The following is a 21,338-nucleotide window of genomic DNA, read 5'->3' on the forward strand; positions in this document are numbered from 1 at the left end:
AAGGAGAGAAGCAAATGCAGGCACGTCATGTCATACCCGTTCTGGCGCTGGTCTTTGCGCTGTGCGCCGCCTGCGGCGGCGGGCCGCGCAAGCATCCGGCCTTGCAACCGCCTGTTGTCGATCCGCAGGAATACAGGCAGGAAGCCAATGCGGCAAACAACCCCGGCTCGCTTTTTGCGGCCAGTGAGCAGGATACGCTTTTTTCCGACAGCCGCGCCCGCAGGGTAGGGGATATCGTTGTGGTCAAGCTGGTGGAAAACACCAAGGCCCAGAACAAGGCTGAAACCTCATCGAAAAAGAACAGCGGCAACGATTATCAGGTGGGCGCGCTTTTCGGGCAGAGCTCTAGTGGTTTTATTCCTTTGCTGGGCGTTGGACCCACCAGCAAGGTGGGGGTTCCGGCCCTGACCTCGAGCTCGGCCAGCGACCTTTCTGCCACGGGCAAGACCAAGCGCGAAAACTACGTCACCACCTCACTGGCGGCTCGCGTCATCCGGGTGTTGCCGGGTGGTCTGCTGCAGATCGAAGGCGCGCGTGAAATCCGCGTCAACGAGGAAACAGAGTATATGGTGGTGCGCGGCATGGTGCGTACCAAGGACGTGAGCGCAGACAACAGCGTGCTTTCAACCCAGATCGCCGATGCCAGCATTGAATACTATGGCCGCGGCGTACTGGCCGACAAGCAGAAGCCCGGATGGTTCACGCGCCTTATGGATAACGTCTGGCCGTTCTAGCTTTAGCACGCCCCTTCTGGATTGGCGTGGCGCTTTGAAGTGCGTAGTGGGAGAGGGATGTGAACGCAGGCCGATCCGACAGAAACGCACCACGGTGAAGTGCTTTGTGGGGAAGGGATGTGGTTGGCCCGTCGATGGCGATGTGGAATGTTTTGTGGGGAAGGGATGTGGTTGGCCCGTCGATGGCGACGCGGAATGCTTTGTGGGGGAGGGACCCTTTTGCAAAAGGGTCTCCTCCCCCACGCCCCCACCCCCTAAAACCTTTATTGCCGTTAGGGCGTATTGGCTTTGAATGGGTTGCGCACTGACGCTGCACTACAGGGACGGACGTGGGCCGGGGCGCGTGTGGGCTGGGACGGGCGCTGTACGAGAGTGACCGGCGTGGGCGCAGGGATGGGGTTGCGCGGACAACGACAGGCTTGGACTGGAGCGGTTCGCAGGGCAGAGCAGGCCTGCTGTATGGGTGCCGCTTGCACTGCGTGGAAGGATATTTCCGGCCCAGCATTGTATACTGAGCCGAAAAGCCATAATTTTTTGACCCGCAGGCAAAAAAAGCTTGCCAAGCCCTGCCCGTTCGGGTAAATCAATCTTCGCGCCGAAGTGGTGGAATTGGTAGACACGCTAGGTTCAGGGTCTAGTTCTCGCAAGGGAGTGGGAGTTCGAGTCTCCCCTTCGGCACCATCTTGAACTCCAAGAGAGTTCAAAGAAGCCCGCTAAGCTAACAGCTTGGCGGGTTTTCTGCTTTTTAAGGCTCCAACTAAGTTCATCTACGTCTTTTGACATACCCCAATATTGGGGGTAGTTCTGGGGGTACGGAGTCTAAAGAGGTGGTTGGAAGCCATTTCAATACCCCCAGAGTGCAAAGCATTGCTGGCCGCCTGTTTTCCAACATTTCCCGTCTTCCACCTCTCGCAGACCGCACCGATACCCCCACGGGGGAAGCATATACCCCCAAATTGTAGGTTCGATACCCCCCCACCGTGAGGAATACCCCCACAAAGCGGAGGCGATACCCCCATGCCCCTTTCTGACATCAGCGTTCGCAATGCCAAGCCACAACAAAAACCCGCCAAGCTGTTCGATGGTGGCGGCCTCTTCCTCTTTATCGCCCCAACTGGCGGCAAGATGTGGCGGCTAAAATACCGCTTCCAAGGGAAAGAAAAGCTCTTGGCCTTGGGGGTATACCCAGACGTGGGTTTAAAAGAGGCCCGCAAAAGGCGGGACGAAGCCAGAGAACAACTTGCCATGGGCAATGACCCCGGCGAAGTCAAAAAAGAAATCAGGGTCACTGCACGAGCGATAGAAAGAGAACGGCAAAATACGTTTGAAGTTGCCGCGCGCGAATGGTTCGCCTCATACTCTCCAGCGCTTACCCCAAAGCATGCGGCCAAACTTCAGCGTTACCTTGACACAATCCTATTCCCTTACCTGGGCAATAAATCCGTAACCGATTTAGAACCGTCTGACTTTCTAGGGGTTATCCGCCCCACTGAAAACAAAGGGCATATCACCACCGCTCACAAGCTCATGCAACTTTGTGGGCAGGTAATGAAGTATGCCCACCTGACAGGAAGGATCCGTTACAACCCGGCAGCAGGCTTAAGCGCAGCATTACAGCCGCTGCGCCACGAGAACCTTGCAGCGGTTACTGACCCTGCGGACATTGGCCGACTACTGAGGGATTTAGATGCCTATGAAGGGTTTCCTTCTATAACGGCCTTTTTGCGAATACTGCCCTACGTCTTCACGCGACCATCTGAATTACGCCGCGCTGAATGGAGCGAGTTCAATTTTACTGAGGCTCTTTGGCGCATTCCTGCGAGCAGAATGAAAATGCGCCGACAGCATACCGTCCCCCTATCCTTGCAGGTAATGGACCAGCTTGAAGAACTGCGGGCGTTTTCTGGATCAGGAAAATATCTTTTCCCCAGTGTTCGGGCCAGGACGGCAGTTATTTCAGACGCTGGCCCTTTGGCTGCCCTTCGGCGCTTGGGCTATGAATCTGGAGAAATGTGCCTGCATGGCTTCAGGGCCATGGCCAGCACCCGGCTTAATGAGCTGGGCTACCGCGCGGACGTAATAGAGGCGCAGTTGGCCCACAAGGAGCCAGATGCGGTGCGCTTGGCATACAACCGGGCGGAATACACCGATGAACGCCGAAAGCTTATGCAGGAATGGGCGGATTACTTGGACAGCTTAAAAGCCACCCGCGCAGGAGTGTAGAATGGACACAGAATTATTCAACCGTGCATTGGGCCTGGTAGAACCTTGGACGGTATCTGGCTATAAAATTGATGAGGACAAAGAAAGAATAACATTTTTTGTTGAGCCTGAAGAAAATTCTTTATTAATGTGTCCACATTGTAAAGAAAGCTATGCGACATGCAATGACTATAAAATTTTTGATTTCGATTACTTAAGTTTTTTTAAATATGAATGCTGCTTAGAAGTAAGAGTTCCATTACTTACCTGCATAGAGCATGGAAAAACTCCCGCTTGTTTTTACATTAAACTTAATAAATATTCTGAACTCTATCCTTTTCCAGAGTCATATAAGCTTAAATAACTTTAAAACAATATAAACAGAGAATTTTTACATATGAAATGGAACAATATTGAATACATGACATTTCAAGAAATATTTGAATCAAGGAATGTTAGCGAAATAGACACAATACATCACATTGAGATTGCATTAAAGCAAGAGATTTATTTTGCTTACTACGAGCAAAACGGAATTCTCGTTCAATATTCTGAAACAAAACTACCAGATTCTTTAGCATTTAGATTATATAATAAAAACACGAACCCTGGTAGATATAAAAGTTCAGATCACTTAATGTTTTTCTTACAAAGACTTTGCCCAAAAGAACGTATAGCAAAAGCAACTTCTATTGAAAAAATTACAGTGAATATTTCTTCATCACTTTGGGCAGGGCTTACAAAAGAGAAGTCCTTCTCAGCATTGAGCGCAGAAGGTTTTTCAGACGAAGTAATAGCATTTATTCTTATAGAAAAACTATCCACCGCCAAGGGTGAGGCGGGTCGCTTATTTTATTCAGATGAAATAGCAAAAGGAGAAGAACGAGACCTTTCAACTTACATAAGAAAAATTGACAGCTTACTTAATCGCGCCAACAAGAAGTATTTATTTACTTTTTCAGAATAAAATATGCCTAATGCAAGCGTTGTGCAAATAAAGCGCAATTTTTTTGCATAGCACTTTGCGGCAACGCACTGGTTTACTCTTTCAAGAAGCTCACAGAGATTCAAGAAGGAGTTTTTTTATGTCTCAACAACAGCCTGCCCCATCAATCCCTCACACTGGTTTTCTTCGCTTAGATCAAGTTCTCCAACTTTCCCCATCAGCCAAAGTTCTTGGTATTCTGGTATAAAGACTGGTCGATTCCCTCAGCCCGTTAAACTTGGGCCGAGAACTACAGCATACCGCGCTGAAGACATTCGCAAACTGATTGACGAACTTAGTGTTCAGAGCCCCGCTCAATAGGCGGATGTCATGAACACTGACATTCGGCTTTCCGTCAATTTCTTCACCCACCCCAAGACGGTGAAATTAGAACGCCAGTTAGGGCTAGACGGCGTTGTTTCGCTTCTTCGCCTATGGCTGTGGGCTGTGCAAAACAGGCCAAGCGGCGCGCTCACAGGCATGGATGATGAAGATATTGAAATCGTATCCGGCTGGCCTGGGGACGCTGGCGCATTTATCAGAGCCATTGTTGCATTAAGGCTTCTTGACCTCGCTGAGGCCATATACCACTTGCACGATTGGCAAGAACACAATCCATGGCAGGCAGAAGCTGAAGACCGCGCGGACAAGGCACGCTTTTCACGCTTGCGGCAGGTATACCCTGAAGCATTTGAACGCCTAAAAAATTCAGGCACCAACGCCATTTCAAAGGCTGAATACGCCCAATTAACCTCACGGCGGGGCGCTGGCGACCGCCAAGCGACCGCCGAAGAAATGCCGAGCGATACCCCGGCGACCGCCAGCGCATCACTGGCCCCGCGCCAGCTCCTTTCCTCTCCTTGCCTTTCCTCTCCCTACCATGCCGAAGAAGAAAGAGAGTCTTCACTACGTTCTGACTCTTTGTCAGGGCCAAGCGTCCCTGACGTGACGGCGGGGCCGCCATCTGAAGCCGCACAAGAAGAGACTCTTCGCAAAAAGCAGGCAAAGAAACACCCCACAGAGTTCCCCGAAACTTCAGATGCCTACCAACTCGCGGTTGTCATGCGGAACACGCTCAAGGCCAATCTGCCAACGCTCAAGGAGCCAGACCTGCAAAAGTGGGCGCAATGCTTCGACGTTGCCATGAGAAACGATGATCGCATGAAGGACCCGAGCTTTGTTACGCAGGTAATAGCCTGGGCCTGTTCAGATTCCTTCTGGCGGGCAAACATTCAAAGCCCCGGAAAACTGCGCGAAAAATTCGACCAACTCACGGCAAAAATGGAAACAGAAGCGGCAAAAAAGCGAAATTCTCCGCAATCAATAACGTGGAAATCACCGGCACAACGCAGGTTGGAAGCCAATCAGCAAGCGGGAAGAGAAGCAAAACGCCTACTCTTCGGCGAGCAAGAAGTCAGGGAGTACCAGCAATGAGGGCTGAAGACTTTGACCGATTTGACGCGCTTATTCAGGGCGTAGCCGATTGCTACGGGCAAACGCTGACTGCGCAGGGGATTGCCTTGCGGTTCAAGATGCTAACCCCGTTTGAGTATGCCGCAGTTGAAAAGGCCGCACTTGCGATCATGACCACACGTAAATTCACCACAATGCCCACGCCCGCAGATTTTATTGACCATTTGAACGGCGGGAATATTGAAGATCAGGCCGAGGTCGAATCAGGCAAGGTATTGCAGGCTATTTCGGCACATGGAGGGTATGCCAGTGTGGTTTTCGATGATCCTACCACGCAGGCAGTTATTGTGCAGGCATATGGCGGATGGGTGCGGATGTGCGCCCAGTGTGGCGTTGAAGAGTCTGAAAAATGGTTTCGTACCAACTTTGCCAAAACTTGGGCTGCATACAAAAGGCAAGGCATCAAAGTGTTCGGCGTGCTGGGGGGAAGGTGTGAAATTCAAAATACCGCCAACGGCTTTGTTGAATACCAGGACAAACCCAAGCTGGTAGGCAATCAGAAAAAGGCAATTGCTGTGCTTGAATCTATTGAAAAAAACAGCCTCGAAAGCTCGTCCGCTGGAATCATTTCGTTGCTGGAAGCAGGGCTAAAAAATTCAATTCAAGGTATCAGCCAATGACAACAAAATTTTCCGAGGGCTGGCATACACTGACCGAGGTAGCGGAAATCTTTCGCGTTTCCCCCACTACAGTGCGCCGCCTCATCACGACCGGCAGACTGAAAGCGAACAACACCTCCTGCGCAACAAGGCCGCGATGGCGCATCCATGAGCAATGGATAGACGACTACGCTCAAAACACCCCAGAACAAAAGGAAGAAAACAATGCCCCCATGCAGACCGTTGAAGATTGAAGAATGCGCCGCGATGTACAGCGCCTATACTGGCCGCCACAAATTGCGCAATCAATGCTTGCACTTGCTCTGCCTTACTACTGGCCTTCGCATCCATGAGGCTCTTTCCATCAGGGTTTCAGACGTGCTCCAAAACCGGCAGGTGGTTCAGGCGCTTCAGGTACAGCGCGGCAAGATGAAGCAAGCGGCACAGGGCCGCACCATCCTGCTGCCAGCACAAACCCGCGAAGCAATCAGGCTTCAGATAGATTGGCTGCTCCAGTACGGCCACCTTGGCCCAGATCAGTTTTTATTTCGCAGTCAACTGGGCGACCGCCCCATGCAAGTGGCAGAAGCGTGGAAGATTTTCAATGACGCTGCGAACAAGGCAGGGCTTCGCCGGGACTTGGGAACTTTGGGCACACACTGCTGGCGTAAGACCTTCGCGACAGAAATTTTTTGTGCTGCGGTTGAGCGAATGCAGGCCGGGGAACGCATCGACCCAATGCGCGAAGTCGCTCGCGCCCTCGGACACGCAGACATGAAGAACACAGAAAAGTATTTGCCGGTTGATCCTGAAATCGCCTTCAAAAACATGCAGATGTTGGAAGCCAGGCACAGTTACGCGCTGTCTTGAACACCCCCGACTTTTCCACAGGGCAAAACGTTTCCTTTTGAAAAAGAAATGTACCTGGAAGATTAGAAAAAAGTTAGTGTAAACATCCGAATTTTTTTGAAAACATATATGTAAAAAAGAAATTGAGGTGAGCAGATACTCGCTGCACGAATACAGACCCGCCACGCGGGCACACAGCGCCACATAGAATCCCCAGAACCTAACTCCCGACGTTCATGCAGTCTGTTTCCTTTTTAAATCGACACTTATAAACATGCCTGTGGAAAACTTTTTAGCCACACGTTTACTACCCCAAAGGAGAACCATTATGCACCCCGAAAAAAGAATAAAAATGCTGACCCTGCTCAATGAACTGCAAACCCTTTTGCTTGATGATGACAGCAATTCCAATACGCCTGCCGCGCATCCTGCCCCCATAGCCCCTCTTGCGCCGAAGAATGAAGGCGAGGCAGCAATTCAGGATCACTCACTGGAAATGCTTACCTGGGATGAAGGCGCGGCAATGGCCGCTTATCAGGAAGGGCTGGATAGCGCCAGAAAGCGTGAAGATTACCTGTGGAATATCGAGGGCAAGCGATGAACAGAACTTCCTTTCGCGTCCCTCTCAATCAACCCAGCTCCAGTATGCCGCAATACAACCCACAACAGCTTCCCACCACTCCCGGCGCTGGCGTTTCGGCCCGTCTTTCAGATAGTGCAGCCCAAGTCTACAGCCAGGGCACAGACCAGCAGGCCCGTCAGCTTGATGTGCTGGGCCGTGGCATGCAGCAGGTCGCCAAGGCCGGATATGACCTCCACACCGACTACCAGACAGGCAAAGCCCGTGAAGCTTTCAACCAGCTTCGCGCTGAAGAAATGGACATAAAGGCTCGCCTTGCCGCGATAACCGGAAAAGAAGCCATCGACCCTGAAAATGGCGTTCAGGCCAGCATTGCCAAATGGCAACAAGACGCTCATGCCCGCCTGACCAAAGACCTGGGCGGCATGGCTCGTGGCCTGTTTGATCAGGCTGCGGAGCTTCACCTTGCGAACCTCACGGCGTGGGGCATTGAAAAGCATACTGGTGAAGAGCGCACCTACTTGAATCAGCAGGATGAGGGCACCATTGCGCTGGATGCCTATGCTATGCTTTCCGATCCGTTGAATACCGCTGCAGTTAAAAGCGGATTTGAAAATATCAAGGGCCGTTATCGCGCCCTTCGTGATCGCAACGGCTGGTCTGATGAAATCACCCAAGCCAAGCTTACTGCACAGGCGGAGAAAGTTTTCAGTAAAATGGTTGATAGCCAGCTTGATGGTGACAACCTGGGCGCAGCGCGTGAACTGCTTGGCCGTTATGGTGAGTACATGGGCGGCAGCCGCAGCGCCTTGGAAGCCCGCATAACTGCCAAAGGCCGTGAACTGCAGGCCCGTGCGCGGGCTGAACAGGAAATGCGCTTTGTCAGCACCTTCGCCACCGACCCACTACAGGGCATTGCAGAAATATCCACCCCAGAAGGGCAGGCAAAGTATGGCCTTGACGCCAAGGCGGCTTTGGGTGTGCGCAGCATGCTTCAGGCGCAGTGGAGCTTCAACAAGCAAGTCGAGAAAGAGCGACGCGATGCCTATACCACCGATGCTGTGAATGGCATTTACGCCACACTCACAGGCGACCCCAGCAAGAATATCCCGCCTGACCCTGCCAAAGCCTATCAGAATTTGCAAAATTCCAACCTGGACGCCCTGACCAAGCTTGAAATGGGCCGCAAGCTCGAAGACGGCACCATCGGCAAAACACGCGATGCCGCAGCCGTCAATGACATGGCCCGCCTGATTGTCAGCGGTGAGGTAGATTCCGACGCGCCCATTGATGTCATGCTGGCACAGGGCAAGGCCAGCGTGGGCGATGTGGCCATGCTCAAGGGCATGCGCAAGGATATGGACGGGCCCCTCAAAGATTACCTCAAGCGCGGCGATGCTCTTGTGGGCAACGCTTTCGCCCGGCCTCAGTTCGCAGCCGGAACGCCCGAAGCCGCCATTAAAGAAGACAGGGCACGCAATCAGCTTCAGCGCGCTATAACAGAGGCATACAATAAAGGCGGGCCGGAGGCCGTGGAAAAACTGTTCAATAGCGATTTGCCCATGTCCATCATGAGCAGCAACGCCGTTTCTGTTGAAGATGAACTGAACAATCTTGACCGCGTTCTCAATGTCGGGCGCACCGATAAACGCCCCATTGAAAGCGCTGATGACTATGTAAGTCGGCGCACAAAGGGGGCTGCTCAATGAGCCAGGCCAATACAAACCAAGATTTTTACCTTGAAATGCGCGGTCAGGGCTACAATGATCAGGAAATCCGTAATGCCATGCGCCCCATGCTGGTTGAGGGCGGCTTTTCCGATCAGGAAATTAACGGCTATTTCAAAAAATATGATCCTGTCACCCTGTGGGATTCAGTAGTTCATGGCTTTCAGGGCTCGGTAACGGGCCTTGCAGCGCGTGAAAAGCTGCCAGACAACCTTTCACAGCCCCAACTTTCACAACTTTCCACCATGCAGCGCGTGGGCCTTCAGGTGGGAACACTGGCGGGCGACCTGCCAACAATGGCCCTTGGGGCTGGCCTTGGGCTTTTGGGTGGTCCTTCTGCTCCGGTCACTGTTCCGGCTTCAGCCATGGCCATCACGGAAGGCACCCGGGCTATTTACATGGATCATATCAAAAACGGCGAAGTGCAAAATGCGGAACAATTTGCTCAGCGCATGGGCACAGTACTTACTGAGGCAGGTAAGGGCGGCGTCATTGGCGGCGCGACGGGCGGCATGGGCAAGTTGGCTGGCATTGGGGCAAAGACTGCTGGTGCCGGAGCCATAACAACAGGCGCGGCCACCGTCACGGCTGAAGTGGCCACCATGCCCACCGTGGCCGCAGGGCTTGAAGGCCGCCTGCCAGAGCCCCATGAATTTGTTGATGCCGCCATTCTTGTGGCCGGGCTCAAAGGGGCTGGCGCAGCAGGTGGCAAGGTCGTGGACGCGGGAGGAAAGCTTGTGCCCAAACTGCGCGATATATATACCAGAATCGGCAAAGACCCCATGCAGGTTCTTGAAGAAGCCCGCACCAATGACGCCGTGCGTCAGGATTTGCTTTCCCTCAATCGCGAGTTGCCAGAAGGCTACAAGGTTGAAAGCCGTCAGGGCAGCATGCCACGTGAAGCCAGAGAAACAGGCGGCAATCCCAATGAGGCTATACGGGCGGCAGAAGGCTCTAACGTGGCCATGCCCCTAAGCAGAGATGCCGCACCTGCCGCAGTTGTCGCCATTGAAACCTACAGGCTTTCCAGCGTCATTGACCAGTTGGCGGACGATCTGGGCGTTCCCTTCCGCGTTGGCCGCCTGGGGCCGCACCTCAAAAATGCAGAAGGCATTTATAAGCCCTGGGAAGAAGTCTCCCGCGTCCGCATCGCTAATGATATTGCCACCATTGCGCATGAGGCCGGGCATCATCTGCAAAAAAAGATTTTCGGCACGCTGGATGAAAAGCCGCTTCTGGCTTTTGCCGATGAACTGGCACCCATTGCCACTGTTCCACGCAAGGGGCAATCCCCCCTGCCCGAAGGCTTTGCGGAATTCATTGCCCGCTACGTGGTAGATCCGCAAGGCGCTCGGGAAAAAGCCCCGCGCTTTTATGACTATTTTGAAAGGCATCTTGAAAGCGGCAACCCGGCTTTGTTGCAGTCCCTGCAAAATGCTCGCGCAGGTGTGCGCCGCTGGAATGAACAACCCGCCGTTAATGAGGTTTTGTCGCAAATCAACGCAACTGAGTCAGGGGCGACAGGTTCACTTCGGCAAACCTGGCGGCAGGCATACACCACCTTTATTGACGACCTGCACCCACTGAAAAAGGCCGTTGACCAAATGGCCGGCGGCAGAGAACTTCCAGCCGCTCTTGACCCTTATCTTCTGGCCCGAACCTACCGGGGCGCAGCAGGCAGGGCCACGCACTTTCTTGAGCGAAGCCCCTTTGACTTCCATACGGGCGAAAGCGTCGGCAAGCCGCTGAAGGCCATCCTTGAGCCTGTCAAGAATCTGGACGAGCTGCGGGCCTATCTGGTGGCAAAGCGTGGCCTTGAGCTGGACGCGCGCGGAGTTCTGGCAGGCATCCGCAAAGGTGCAATGGAAAAGACCGTCAGCAAGCTGGAAGCGGCCTACGAAAAAACCGCTCAGGAACTCTATGCCTATCAGGACCATGTACTGAAATACTATGCGGCCTCCGGCATGCTTGGCAAAGAAACTCAAGCGGCCATGCGCGCAGCCAACAAAAACTATGTGCCCTTTTACCGCTTCATGGGCGACATGGCATCCACCGGGCCAAATACTGGCAGTAAAGGCTTTTTACCGCGCGAGGCAATCCGAAAAATCAGGGGCAGCGGGCGTGAGATCATCGACCCGCTGGAAAGCATCCTCAAAAATACCTACGCCCTGATTGAAGCGGCGGAAAAGAACAAGGTGGGCCTGGCGCTGGCTGACCTTGCCCGAACCACCGAAGGGGCGGGCGGCCTTGTGGAAAAGCTGCCAGCGAAAATGCTGGGCACCCGCATTTCTGGCGAAGAAGTTATGCGCACCTTGAAGGATGTTGACCCTGAAGCGGCCCGCGCCTTTGCTGAAGCCGTGGAGCGTGGCGACCTGGATGTAAGCGCATTCCGGCCAGACTATCGCATAGACAAAAAAACGGAAATTTCCGTCATGCGTGACGGAAAGCGTGAGGTGTATCAGGTAGACCCGGAACTGGCCAAGATCATGAACGGCCTTGATGGTGACGCCCTGGGCACGGTCACAAAAATACTGGCCTTTCCCGCCAGAGTGCTGCGCGCTGGCGCCACGCTCACGCCTGAATTCATTGCCCGCAACAGCATGCGTGACGGCATGGCGGCCTTTGTGCAGTCTGAATATGGCTTCAAGCCGTGGGTGGATGTTCCTCGTGGGCTGTTCCACGCCCTGAAGCGTGATGATCTGTACTGGCGCTGGAAGCGCTCCGGTGGCGACCAGGCCACCATGTTGGGAGTGGACCGCACAACAGTGCGCCGCTCCCTTGACGACCTGACCAGAACAGGCGCGCTCAACAAAACCTGGAACATGGTCAAAAATCCTGTTGAGCTTTTTCGCATTGTTTCCGAGCTTTCCGAACAGGCTTCGCGCTTGGGTGAATTCTACAGGGCAGAGAAAGCCCTTGGCAACGGCACAGATGCATTGACCAAGGCGGCCCTTGCCTCGCGCGAGGTGAGCATGGACTTTGCCCGCATCGGTGCCCGTATGCGCGCCGCCAACGCGCTTATTGCCTTCACCAATGCCCGCGTTCAGGGGCTGGATAAGATGGCTCGCGTGTTTGTGGAGCATCCCGTCAGGTCAACCGTGCGAGCCGTGAGCGCCATTACACTGCCATCTGTTCTTCTGGCCATTGCCAACCACGGAGATGAACGCATCAAGGAAATACCGCGCTGGCAGCATGATCTTTTCTGGCTGTTGCCCGTGGGTGACGTGGTGTGGCGTATCCCCAAGCCCTTTGAACTGGGTATCATCTTTGGTTCCATTCCAGAGCGCATTACGGAATGGACTTTGGACCAGATGAACGAGCAGGAAAAGAGCGATGCCTTTCGCGGCCTGGGGGCCACCATGACGGATATTGTGAAGCCGCCTGTGCTTCCCACTGCGCTGGTGCCCATTGTGGAAGGCTGGTCGGGCAAGTCCTTCGCATTCGACAGGCCCATAATCCCGGCTTCGCGTGAAGGCATGCTGCCGGAATACCAGTACACGGAAAACACCACTGAACTGGCCAAGGCTCTTTCCCGCTTCGTGGGCACCCTGCCGGGCATGGACCAACTGAAAACATTCAGCCCCGCCGCAGCGGAAAATACCATTCGCAACTACACGGGCGGCAGCGGCGTCTATGTGCTTCAAGGTGTGGACTTTGCCCTGCGCAAGTTCGGCGCACTGCCTGCCCCGGTGAAGCCCACGCCCACCCTGGCCGAAATTCCTTTTGTGCGGGCCTTTGTGGCCAGGCACCCGAGCATGGGGGCGGAGTCCATCGCCAAGTTTCGTGAGCATTGGCAAGAGGCCAGCGCCTATCTGAAGACCATCAACGGCTTGCAGAAGGAATATAAATATCAGGACGTGGCCAACCTGATGCCCTATCATGTCTATTCAGCGCTGGAAGGTACAAATCAAGCCCTGAACACACTTTCCCGAACCATCAGAGATATAAACAATGTGCCCGAAGGGCAGATGACCGCCGACGAAAAGCGCCAGTTTGTTGATGCCCTGTACTTCAAGGCCATCACTGTGGCGCGCTACGGCAATGAAATTTATGACAATCTTCAGCCCATGATAGAGCAGTTGAAAACACGGGCGGCGGAAGCAAAGAGATAAAAGACGGGGGGGATTATCAGTTCAGCAGGGTTTCAACCATCTTGCGGCGTTCTTCCAGCTTTTCCTGTTCGCCGCCGTGATAGTGAGGATCAAACAGATTAAAGTATTTCACAATCGAAGCCTCAGAAAATCCATATTCTTCCAGAATTGGGCGTATGTATTCTCGTGTTTCTGAGTCGGAAAAACCGCCCTCATGGAGCATACTGTAAACCCCGGTTCTGTAATCCACGACTTCACCGGCGAGCTTTCGCCGGGCGTCATCTACCACCAGAGCCTTTACGCGCTCGGTAGGCTCACCGCCAATCACAGACGGTATTGGGGCCGCAAAATAAAGTATTGCGGCAAGAAGAAAGCAGAATGGGAGCTTTCGCATGCTTCAAGTCTAAAAAGCATATCGCAGCAAGGCAAGGGTCAAAAATAAGGGCCGGGAGTCTTCCCGGCCCACGTAGCGTACATCTATAGCAGGTTATTACTCAACTACCGGAGAGCATTTATTAATTCCCCTATGGATTGTATGTGCGGCATGGGCAATTAAGCCAAGCCCTCCAAATATCGCATGGTAATCTTGATCAGAAAAACCATCAGCTCCCATCATCTTTTCGCGTAGCCCTATCACAATATCTTCAATGGATACCGCCAGGGAGGCGAAGTCTTCAAGCTTGTCATAATCAAGTGGTGTTAGTAGGTTATCCATAGCCTTCAATCTCCTTCTTAGGTTGAGGGTTAGGCCCGGCCTGAAAGGTGCGATCTTTCAGGCCGGGCTGTTTTTATCCTTCATCGTTTTCCGTAACCTGCACAGCGTTGCCAGTGGCAAGCCAGGCTTTGACCGCATCGGGATCAATCCGCCAGCTTCGCCCAACCTTACGTGCAGGCAAGCCCGCCTGAAGGGCTTGGAAAAGAGTTTTCCGATCAATGCGCAAAGCATCTGCGCATTCTTCAACGGTCATACCAATGGGTGGCCAGTTTATTTTCTCAACCATTATAACCCCATATTGGAACCTAAACTGTATTTAAAAGGAATTTAAATGGGATTAAATAAGATGTCAAGACCAATTGATTTCACTGAGAACTAGAAGTCTAGATAGGGTATAGGCTAAGTGGACAACTGACTTCGGCCTAAAAAGTGTCTAAGTAAGGTGGTAAAAATAATTTATTGACATAATCAATTTTGACTCTTAAATTCTAATTAGACACTTTACGGGAGAATACCCCATGAGCAAGCAGATTGGATATGTCCGTGTCAGCAGCATTGACCAGAACACAGGCCGCCAGCTTGAAGGCATTACCTTGGACAAGGTCTTCACCGACAAAGCCAGCGGCAAGAGCAGGCAGCGCCCGCAACTAGAGGCTTGCTTAGAATATCTGCGCGACGGTGACACTCTGCATGTCCACAGCATTGACCGCCTGGCCCGCAACCTTCAGGATCTGCTTACGCTGATTTCTGACTTAACCAGCCGGGCAGTGACGGTGCAGTTCCACAAGGAAGGCTTGATTTTTACCGGAGAGGATAGCCCCTTTCAGCGCCTCCAACTGCAGATCATCGGCAGCGTGGCTGAATTTGAACGGGCCATGATTCGGGAGCGCCAGCGCGAAGGCATCGCACTGGCAAAGAAGGAAGGCAAATATAAGGGGCGCAAGGCAGCTTTAACCCCCATCCAGGTGGAAGAGGCCCGCGCGCAGATCAATGCTGGCGCAAAGGTCGCTCAAGTTGCGCGAGAGTTTGGCGTATCTCGACAAACGCTCTATACCGCCTTAGATCGCAAGCAAGTATATTGATACAACGAAGGTACTCGTGTAACTGACGGAGTTGCATTAATGAGCAACAGATAATAAAAACGGAATTAAGAAGTCGATAAAATTGAGTAAATTGCGTTACATGTGCTTAATTAGTGCAATTACGTTAGACGATAACTAGCGATGTTATTCGGATATTTTCGAAAGCACACATCTTCTGCAAGCAGAGAGGTTGCAAATGGATTTAGCCTCATTAGTAAAAGATTTTAGCACAACCCCCTTTCTTTTTGTTGGGTCTGGGTTTTCCAGAAGATACTATGGCCTTCCTGACTGGACAGGCCTTTTACAAGTTTTTGTCCACAGAATGAGCCAAGATGAATTTGCCTTCAGCAAATACTTGAGCCTGGCAGATGAAACTATAAACTCTGGAACGGCAGGAATTCGCCTTGCCGTTGCTGCGGAGCTCATCAAGCAAGATTTTGATAAGCGTTGGTTTGAAGATCCTGATTTCCGCAAGGCAAGCGATCCTTACAAAGAATTCGTTAAGAAAGGACAATCCCCTTTCAAGGTTGAGCTCGCCGAATATATCGATCAACATTCAGTTCCCGTCGAAGCTATGCGAGACGAACTGGCAAAACTAAAAAAGCTTTCCTGCCGCAGCTTGGCTGGCATAATTACCACCAACTATGACCGCCTTCTTGAATCGGAAATGGAAGATTATAAGACATTTGTGGGGCAAGAAGAACTTGTTTTTTCCGCACTCCAGGGATGGGCAGAAATTTATAAGATACATGGCTCTGTTACTAACCCCGACAGCATTATTATAACGAGCAAAGACTACAATGAATTTAAGGAATATAGTCCTTATCTTGCAGCAAAACTTATGACAATATTCATGGAGTACCCAATTATATTCATTGGATACTCAATAAACGATCCCAATATACGCATTATACTGGAAGAGCTTGGCAAATGCCTCTCGAAAGAAAATCTCCAGAAACTTCAGCGTCGTTTTATTTATGTAGAGCATAAAGCTGGGCAACAGCACATTGAATTTTTTGAGCATTCTGTAGTAATTCAAGATGACTATATTCATATGACAGGCATAAGAACTGACAATTTTATGGCTATTTACGATGCTCTCAGCGAAAAGCGAGCCTCTCTACCTGCTAAGTTTATTCGTATGTTCAAACAAGAATTTTATAACTTCGCACTAACCAACGAGCCTAATGCCAGAATACGGGTGGCGAATATTGATGATGATCGCATCAAAGATGAAGATCTCATGATCGCGATTGGAAAGCCCTCGGAATTTGGTGTACGGGGATTGTCTGGCATGGAAACGAAAGAATGGTATCAGCATGTTATCTTGCATGATTTAGAATTTTCTGCAGACGACATATTGACCTATGCATTTCCTGCCTTGCAAAGGACAAACATTGTCCTCCCCTTAAACATGCTACTTAATGAGGCCAATAAGCCATATCCAGATTGTGAAGCAAAAAGATGTGCAAGTTTTGATTCTATGCTCAATTCTAATTATAGAAAGGGACGAAACAGGGTCATAGCAGCACGAAGCATAAATGGAATAATTCATAATCATAACAACAATACGCACAATATACTCTATGAAATTCCATACCTTCAAGAACAAGAAATTGATATTAACGAATTGGAGGCATACTTGAGAGAATTATACTCGCAAAACGATCTTTATGACAGACTAGACAGCCATGAAAAATCAAATTTACATCGTGTCGTTAGAATATTTGATTATCTCAAGTATGGAAGACCGTAAAAAGCCTTGGCTTAGTGGATACTATCTATCCACAAAAAACCAAGGCTTTTTACATACCATTATCTGATTAGGTGAGAGGTACACAAAATACGCAGTCCACTCAACAGTAGACACCTCGGATCCGGTACCTGCCGAAAAAATAGGTGAAAAATGAATTTTGTCAACTATCGGGATCCCAACGCGCTCTCAGATTTACAAAAGCTGCATAACGGCTTGTAACTTTGCAAGAATATTGTAATAGTAGCTACTTTTTGCTGATAATTTGCAATTTTTTTTAACGAGCAAAAATGAGATCGGTAAGTTAGGTTTCATTTTTTCAAATTTGACAATTTGCAATTATTCTTAAGATTCCACGCATTCTGCGGACTGGGGCGGCCCCACCCGTTATTATCTTGCCTGGCAGAATTGATTTTAGCACCACCATTACACTATTTTCATGCGGGGGTATTTTGGGGGGTATAAAGTATTTTTATAAAAATTTTATATAACTATTATCAAGCAATACATATAAAAACTAAGTCTCCCCTTCGCACCATCTTGAACTCCAAGAGAGTTCAAAGAAGCCCGCTAAGCTAACAGCTTGGCGGGCTTTCTGCTTTTTTAGCATCCTGCTATGGCTAGCGACGAACTCTGACATGCCCCAGTATCGGTGGGGGATAGCTCTGGGGGGGGGCATTACATAATCACTGGTTTTAACCTCTTGCTTGTGGCAAAAAAGCTACGTCTCCAGCGTCTTTTTCAGTATCTGCGCCGTTGTTTCCGCAGATCTTGCCCAAGAGAAGTGTCGTGCATGCGCACGTCCCGCTTCACCGCGTTGCTGCCGTTCATGGGCGGAAAGAGCAAGCGTTTCCAGCATGGCTTGCGCAAGTTGTTCTTCGTTGTTCGGCGAGAAATACTGGGCATGCTCGTCGCACACTTCGCGCACGGGAGGGATGTCGGACGCTATCACAGGTACGCCGGCAGCAAGCGCTTCAAGAGGAGGCAAGCCGAAACCTTCATAGCGTGAGGGGAAAGCCAGGGCCGTGGCGCCGTGCATCAGGCGCATCAGTTCGGCCTGCTCCACTGCGCCGGTAAAGCGGATGCGGCCAGGGCAAATGGCAGCGAGTGTTTCCGTGGATGCCTCCGCGCTGCGGAAGCCGTTGTGTTCGCCCGCCAGTACGAGATCCGTTGTGCATTTTTTTGCAATTTTCGCGAAAGATCGGCACAGCAACGGAATGTTTTTGTGCGGCTTGATGTTGCCGATTGCCAAGAAATATGGGGGGCGGGCAGGTTCATATGCCGGAGGGAGCTTGAACCAGTCCTGATCTATCCCGTTGTGCGTTATGGTCATGCCTCCCCGTGGCGTGCCGACCAGCCGCAGAAATTCCTGCCGTGAAAACTCTGAAACAAAAAGAAGTTCTGCCGCCTTGCGCCGCACAATCTGGAACATGAGGCGGGCGTATACTTTCTGGATGCCTGTGAACAGATCCGGCAGGGCCAGGTGGGCCACATCGTGTATAGTTGTCACCAAAGGGATGCGCGTCAGCAGCGGCACAGGATAGTGCGGCAGCCACAGGGCATCACAGCCGCGCAGCAAGGGCGGCATGCGCAACTGCTCGGCAATACTGTAGATGGGCGCGTCAAATGGGACAGCCTCCCAGGAAATGCCATCTGGCACAGGGAACGCGCCGTCATATCCCAGCAGGCGAAAGCGGGCGACATCGGCCAGCAACTCCATGCAAAGGGGGGCAAGATTGCGCAGATATACCCCGATGCCCGACATGCGGGCCATGCGGCAATCAATGGCCAGAGTTTTCATGAGTATCCCGCAAGGCAGGAAAAAGGTGGTCGGGTTTGCCCATACGGCCGCGCAATCCGTCCCAGGCCGCCCGGAAGATCAGGGGAATGCGGTTCGCCTGGCCCCGCCGGACACGATTAAGTATGACGCCCAGATAACTCAGCAACACCAGAGGCAATGCCCAGGGATAATGCTTGCGCATCATGTACACGCGGTTGCGCAGGCTAAGGTAGTCCACCCATGCGGGGCGACGGAATTTCCTGCCTTCGGCAGCGCTCTCGGCCCCGGTGCTGCCGCCCTCTTTATGGTAAACTACGCTTTCGGGAGCCCAGGCAAAATTGAAGCCCGCTTTGCGCACACGAATGCAAAACTCCGTTTCTTCACCGTAGAGAAAAAAGGCTTCATCCAGATAGCCTGTTTGCACTAGTGTTGCACGCCGGATGAACATGGACGCGCCGATGATGTCATCAAGCTGCTGTTCGACGCGGTGCTGCGGCCATTGGCGCAAGGCTTCAGGCAGTTCCATGCCGCCACCGAAGGAGTGCGTTGTCCCCAGCAGGCTGTTCAGCCTGCCGCCAGCCAGAGTCTGGACCGTGCTTCTGTTATGCGCATAGATAAGGGTTGATCCCACAATGCCGGGCTGCGGATCCGCAGACATTCGCTGGCACAGGGCATTCAGGGCATCCGGTTCAGGATCGGTATCATTATTGAGCAGCCAGACGGCCTTACATTCACTGTCTTGCAGGGCCAGCCGAATGGCTGCATTATTGCCGGCAGAAAAGCCATCATTGGTGGATCGGGCGAGAAGGATGCGCGTTGCGCTGGTTGGCAGTAAGGGGGCGTGGGCGGGCTCTTCCCGAAGCAGTACGGGCTCGGTACTGGTTTGCCATGCAGCCATAATCCGTTTCACCGAATCGTCAGGGGAAGAATTGTCAATGACGATGATTTTCCCCGGTTGGACAGGCATGGCCGCCAAGGCGCGCAGGCAGGCGATGGTATCGGGTGCGTTGCGGTAATTCAGCAGAATTACGGCACAATGCGCGGCGGTGCATGCGGGACATGGGTGGGGCATCAGCATCGCCCTAAAAGTTTTTTTATGCACTGACGTAATGACCACTCCATACGGAATAACGGCGCGCAGATTTTCCAGCTAAAAAGGCATTCCCTGCGGGCACGGTCATTTTGCAGGACGGCGATTCTTTGCCGCAGCACGCCGGAATGTCGGGAAAAAATATCTGCACAGGTGTCATGCACCATTGCAAGGGCGCGGAGATGTTTGTTCTCTGGAGCAAGTTGCGCGGTGCGCGACCCTCTTTTGATACGATAATAAAACAACTCTTCCTTTAATTGCTGCACCTGCGCGCCTTGATCTGTAAGCCGTAGCCAGAAGGCATAATCTTCAAGCCCCAAAGTCAGGGTTTCGTCATAGCCGCCAACCCTGATCCAGTCCGATTTACGGAACAAAGCCGTTGCAAAAATTATATTGCCGCAAAGAAGCTCATCAAAGCTGTACGGGAGAAGGCTCCAGGGGCCTGACTTCAAGCCAAAGAAGCGGGCGTGACAATAACAGATGCCGACAGCCGGGTTTGCATCCAGAACTGCGACCGCCTTGCTGATATATGAGGGCGCGATGGTGTCATCGGCATCCAGGGGGAGAATATAGTCACCGGTGGCGGCAGCAATGCCTGCATTGCGCGCGGCCGAAGGGCCTTTTTTACCCAGGGGTGTTTGAAGAACCGTTATGCCCTGATTCTGCAAATTTTCGTATACAGCCAATGTGTGTCGATCAGTGGAATGATCATCCACCACGATAATTTCAATTGACGGATGTGTCTGGGCCTGGGCAGCAGCTATGGCCTCCAGCAAATATTGGCCATCATTGTAGCAGGGGATGACTATAGTGACCCGTGATGACGTGCTCATAGCCCCGTCCAGGCCGATGGCAGGCCCCGCCAGCGTCTGAGCGTGTCTAAAACCTCAGGGGCGTTTTGCGGTCCCACAATTTTACATACGCTCCACAGAAGGTAACCTTTCAGCAAGCCCATGCAGCGAGAGGGCGTCCAGATGCCAGAAAAATAACGGGCAGCAACCCTGGTGTTTTCCCACCGAACACGAAGCACATGCTGCGGAGAATCAGAAACACCGCCGCGGCGCATTCGTGTGATAGGGATGGGGATGCTGTTGGACCCGTTTTCGCTTGTCCATGTGTGGCAGACAAAATCGTAGTCAGCCGCAATGCGTAAGGATGTATCAAACGACCTTGTGGTAAAGAGTGTGCGGCGATGCCAAAGCCCCGGATGTGGAAAAGGCATGCCCCCCCGCATCAGATTCTCTGCTCCTGCAGGAATATAGGGTACGTGTGCCACAACTGCGTCATCGCGGCCCACAAGGTCAACTCCGCCACCGGCGTAGAGGGATGTTTCTGGCAGGCTGCTCAGAAACAAATGGCACTGCTCCAGAACAGTGGCGCCAGCCAGTTCGTCATCAGCCCCCAAAAACAGCACCCACTCGCCTTGAACACGCGCCAGCGCCTTGTTCCATGCGTCATAAATGCCCGAGTCCGGTTCGCTGGCGAGCGACAGGGCAGGTAGCTTGCCTCTGTAGGATTCGGCAATGGCCACGGTGTCGTCCGTGGACGCGCCGTCCTGAATGATAAGCTCAAAGTCGCTGCTCGTCTGCCCGGCCAGCGAATCCAGCAGGCGCGGCAGCGTGTCGGCGGCATTGTAGGTGGCAGTGATAATGGTGAAGAAAGGTTCTCGCATGCAAGG

General features: G+C 52.2%; 21 protein-coding genes and 1 tRNA gene. 16 read left to right on the forward strand and 6 right to left on the reverse strand.

Going from position 1 to position 21,338, the window contains the following annotated elements:
* Positions 1 to 14 precede the first annotated feature (14 nt).
* From RBR41_RS11135 to RBR41_RS11200, 14 genes are all read left to right on the forward strand, one after another.
* Positions 15 to 734, forward strand: coding sequence for a flagellar basal body L-ring protein FlgH (locus RBR41_RS11135; protein WP_320352666.1), 720 nt, complete (start codon positions 15 to 17; stop codon positions 732 to 734).
* A gap of 594 nt (positions 735 to 1,328) precedes the next feature.
* Positions 1,329 to 1,415, forward strand: a tRNA-Leu gene (locus RBR41_RS11140).
* A gap of 336 nt (positions 1,416 to 1,751) precedes the next feature.
* A complete protein-coding gene (locus RBR41_RS11145; protein WP_320352667.1) occupies positions 1,752 to 2,957 on the forward strand; it encodes a tyrosine-type recombinase/integrase in 1,206 nt (401 codons plus the stop codon).
* A 1-nt stretch (position 2,958) separates the two neighbouring features.
* Positions 2,959 to 3,300 carry a hypothetical protein gene (locus RBR41_RS11150; RefSeq protein WP_320352668.1) on the forward strand — a complete coding sequence of 114 codons (342 nt, stop codon included), beginning with the start codon at positions 2,959 to 2,961 and terminating at the stop codon, positions 3,298 to 3,300.
* Between the two features lie 33 nt (positions 3,301 to 3,333).
* Positions 3,334 to 3,903, forward strand: a complete 570-nt coding sequence (locus tag RBR41_RS11155) for a hypothetical protein (RefSeq protein ID WP_320352669.1) — start codon at positions 3,334 to 3,336, stop codon at positions 3,901 to 3,903.
* 222 nt (positions 3,904 to 4,125) lie between these two features.
* The gene (locus RBR41_RS14625) at positions 4,126 to 4,242 is read left to right on the forward strand and encodes a helix-turn-helix transcriptional regulator (RefSeq protein WP_413785153.1); all 117 of its coding nucleotides are present in this window, start codon (positions 4,126 to 4,128) and stop codon (positions 4,240 to 4,242) included.
* Positions 4,243 to 4,251: 9 nt separating this feature from the next.
* Positions 4,252 to 5,355, forward strand: coding sequence for a hypothetical protein (locus RBR41_RS11165; protein WP_320352670.1), 1,104 nt, complete (start codon positions 4,252 to 4,254; stop codon positions 5,353 to 5,355).
* A complete protein-coding gene (locus RBR41_RS11170) occupies positions 5,352 to 6,014 on the forward strand; it encodes a DUF6475 domain-containing protein (RefSeq protein WP_320352671.1) in 663 nt (220 codons plus the stop codon). Before RBR41_RS11165 ends, RBR41_RS11170 begins: the two co-directional genes overlap by 4 nt.
* Positions 6,011 to 6,247 (forward strand): helix-turn-helix domain-containing protein, encoded by a 237-nt coding sequence (locus RBR41_RS11175; protein WP_320352672.1) that lies wholly within the window; start codon positions 6,011 to 6,013, stop codon positions 6,245 to 6,247. The genes RBR41_RS11170 and RBR41_RS11175 overlap by 4 nt, the downstream gene beginning before the upstream one ends.
* Positions 6,237 to 6,863, forward strand: coding sequence for a tyrosine-type recombinase/integrase (locus RBR41_RS11180; RefSeq protein WP_320352673.1), 627 nt, complete (start codon positions 6,237 to 6,239; stop codon positions 6,861 to 6,863). Before RBR41_RS11175 ends, RBR41_RS11180 begins: the two co-directional genes overlap by 11 nt.
* A gap of 307 nt (positions 6,864 to 7,170) precedes the next feature.
* Positions 7,171 to 7,443, forward strand: coding sequence for a hypothetical protein (locus RBR41_RS11185; RefSeq protein WP_320352675.1), 273 nt, complete (start codon positions 7,171 to 7,173; stop codon positions 7,441 to 7,443).
* 44 nt (positions 7,444 to 7,487) lie between these two features.
* A complete protein-coding gene (locus RBR41_RS11190; protein WP_320352676.1) occupies positions 7,488 to 9,131 on the forward strand; it encodes a hypothetical protein in 1,644 nt (547 codons plus the stop codon).
* Positions 9,128 to 13,261, forward strand: coding sequence for an LPD38 domain-containing protein (locus tag RBR41_RS11195; RefSeq protein WP_320352677.1), 4,134 nt, complete (start codon positions 9,128 to 9,130; stop codon positions 13,259 to 13,261). Before RBR41_RS11190 ends, RBR41_RS11195 begins: the two co-directional genes overlap by 4 nt.
* Positions 13,262 to 13,454: 193 nt before the next feature.
* Complete coding sequence (locus tag RBR41_RS11200; protein ID WP_320352678.1) at positions 13,455 to 13,682, forward strand: hypothetical protein; 228 nt, start codon at positions 13,455 to 13,457, stop codon at positions 13,680 to 13,682.
* A gap of 48 nt (positions 13,683 to 13,730) precedes the next feature.
* Here the strand turns inward: RBR41_RS11200 and RBR41_RS11205 are convergent, their stop codons facing one another.
* Together RBR41_RS11205 and RBR41_RS11210 are read right to left on the reverse strand one after the other, a co-directional pair.
* Positions 13,731 to 13,955 (reverse strand): hypothetical protein, encoded by a 225-nt coding sequence (locus RBR41_RS11205; RefSeq protein WP_320352679.1) that lies wholly within the window; start codon positions 13,953 to 13,955, stop codon positions 13,731 to 13,733.
* 73 nt (positions 13,956 to 14,028) lie between these two features.
* Positions 14,029 to 14,241: a helix-turn-helix domain-containing protein gene (locus RBR41_RS11210; protein WP_320352681.1), complete on the reverse strand. Its 213-nt coding sequence runs from the start codon at positions 14,239 to 14,241 to the stop codon at positions 14,029 to 14,031.
* Positions 14,242 to 14,473: 232 nt separating this feature from the next.
* Here RBR41_RS11210 and RBR41_RS11215 point away from each other — a divergent pair, with 232 nt between their 5' ends.
* Together RBR41_RS11215 and RBR41_RS11220 are read left to right on the forward strand one after the other, a co-directional pair.
* On the forward strand, positions 14,474 to 15,037 hold the full coding sequence (locus RBR41_RS11215; protein ID WP_320352682.1) for a recombinase family protein: 564 nt from the start codon (positions 14,474 to 14,476) through the stop codon (positions 15,035 to 15,037).
* A gap of 196 nt (positions 15,038 to 15,233) precedes the next feature.
* A complete protein-coding gene (locus RBR41_RS11220; RefSeq protein ID WP_320352683.1) occupies positions 15,234 to 16,793 on the forward strand; it encodes an SIR2 family protein in 1,560 nt (519 codons plus the stop codon).
* A gap of 718 nt (positions 16,794 to 17,511) precedes the next feature.
* On the opposite strand, the gene RBR41_RS11225 is transcribed toward RBR41_RS11220, so the two are convergent.
* The 4 genes from RBR41_RS11225 to RBR41_RS11240 are packed head-to-tail and all read right to left on the reverse strand — an operon-like array spanning position 17,512 to position 21,332.
* Positions 17,512 to 18,591: a glycosyltransferase family 1 protein gene (locus RBR41_RS11225; RefSeq protein WP_320352684.1), complete on the reverse strand. Its 1,080-nt coding sequence runs from the start codon at positions 18,589 to 18,591 to the stop codon at positions 17,512 to 17,514.
* Complete coding sequence (locus RBR41_RS11230; RefSeq protein ID WP_320352685.1) at positions 18,572 to 19,642, reverse strand: glycosyltransferase family 2 protein; 1,071 nt, start codon at positions 19,640 to 19,642, stop codon at positions 18,572 to 18,574. The genes RBR41_RS11225 and RBR41_RS11230 overlap by 20 nt, the downstream gene beginning before the upstream one ends.
* On the reverse strand, positions 19,642 to 20,493 hold the full coding sequence (locus tag RBR41_RS11235) for a glycosyltransferase family A protein (protein WP_320352686.1): 852 nt from the start codon (positions 20,491 to 20,493) through the stop codon (positions 19,642 to 19,644). Before RBR41_RS11235 ends, RBR41_RS11230 begins: the two co-directional genes overlap by 1 nt.
* A complete protein-coding gene (locus RBR41_RS11240) occupies positions 20,490 to 21,332 on the reverse strand; it encodes a glycosyltransferase family 2 protein (protein ID WP_320352688.1) in 843 nt (280 codons plus the stop codon). The genes RBR41_RS11235 and RBR41_RS11240 overlap by 4 nt, the downstream gene beginning before the upstream one ends.
* Positions 21,333 to 21,338 lie beyond the last annotated feature (6 nt).

Source organism: Desulfovibrio sp. (assembly GCF_034006445.1).
Lineage (GTDB): Bacteria > Desulfobacterota > Desulfovibrionia > Desulfovibrionales > Desulfovibrionaceae > Desulfovibrio.

What these genes read in the sequence shown, in the direction of transcription:
- RBR41_RS11170 (WP_320352671.1), top strand. Translation starts at nt 5,352, where the DNA reads ATGAGGGCTGAAGACTTTGACCGATTTGACGCGCTTATTCAGGGCGTA.
- RBR41_RS11205 (WP_320352679.1), bottom strand. Translation starts at nt 13,955, where the DNA reads ATGGATAACCTACTAACACCACTTGATTATGACAAGCTTGAAGACTTC.
- RBR41_RS11230 (WP_320352685.1), bottom strand. Translation starts at nt 19,642, where the DNA reads ATGCCCCACCCATGTCCCGCATGCACCGCCGCGCATTGTGCCGTAATT.
- RBR41_RS11225 (WP_320352684.1), bottom strand. Translation starts at nt 18,591, where the DNA reads ATGAAAACTCTGGCCATTGATTGCCGCATGGCCCGCATGTCGGGCATC.
- RBR41_RS11215 (WP_320352682.1), top strand. Translation starts at nt 14,474, where the DNA reads ATGAGCAAGCAGATTGGATATGTCCGTGTCAGCAGCATTGACCAGAAC.
- RBR41_RS11150 (WP_320352668.1), top strand. Translation starts at nt 2,959, where the DNA reads ATGGACACAGAATTATTCAACCGTGCATTGGGCCTGGTAGAACCTTGG.
- RBR41_RS11175 (WP_320352672.1), top strand. Translation starts at nt 6,011, where the DNA reads ATGACAACAAAATTTTCCGAGGGCTGGCATACACTGACCGAGGTAGCG.
- RBR41_RS11145 (WP_320352667.1), top strand. Translation starts at nt 1,752, where the DNA reads ATGCCCCTTTCTGACATCAGCGTTCGCAATGCCAAGCCACAACAAAAA.
- RBR41_RS11185 (WP_320352675.1), top strand. Translation starts at nt 7,171, where the DNA reads ATGCACCCCGAAAAAAGAATAAAAATGCTGACCCTGCTCAATGAACTG.
- RBR41_RS11200 (WP_320352678.1), top strand. Translation starts at nt 13,455, where the DNA reads ATGGAGCATACTGTAAACCCCGGTTCTGTAATCCACGACTTCACCGGC.
- RBR41_RS11195 (WP_320352677.1), top strand. Translation starts at nt 9,128, where the DNA reads ATGAGCCAGGCCAATACAAACCAAGATTTTTACCTTGAAATGCGCGGT.
- RBR41_RS11155 (WP_320352669.1), top strand. Translation starts at nt 3,334, where the DNA reads ATGAAATGGAACAATATTGAATACATGACATTTCAAGAAATATTTGAA.
- RBR41_RS11220 (WP_320352683.1), top strand. Translation starts at nt 15,234, where the DNA reads ATGGATTTAGCCTCATTAGTAAAAGATTTTAGCACAACCCCCTTTCTT.
- RBR41_RS11210 (WP_320352681.1), bottom strand. Translation starts at nt 14,241, where the DNA reads ATGGTTGAGAAAATAAACTGGCCACCCATTGGTATGACCGTTGAAGAA.
- RBR41_RS11190 (WP_320352676.1), top strand. Translation starts at nt 7,488, where the DNA reads ATGCCGCAATACAACCCACAACAGCTTCCCACCACTCCCGGCGCTGGC.
- RBR41_RS11135 (WP_320352666.1), top strand. Translation starts at nt 15, where the DNA reads ATGCAGGCACGTCATGTCATACCCGTTCTGGCGCTGGTCTTTGCGCTG.
- RBR41_RS11165 (WP_320352670.1), top strand. Translation starts at nt 4,252, where the DNA reads ATGAACACTGACATTCGGCTTTCCGTCAATTTCTTCACCCACCCCAAG.
- RBR41_RS11240 (WP_320352688.1), bottom strand. Translation starts at nt 21,332, where the DNA reads ATGCGAGAACCTTTCTTCACCATTATCACTGCCACCTACAATGCCGCC.
- RBR41_RS11235 (WP_320352686.1), bottom strand. Translation starts at nt 20,493, where the DNA reads ATGAGCACGTCATCACGGGTCACTATAGTCATCCCCTGCTACAATGAT.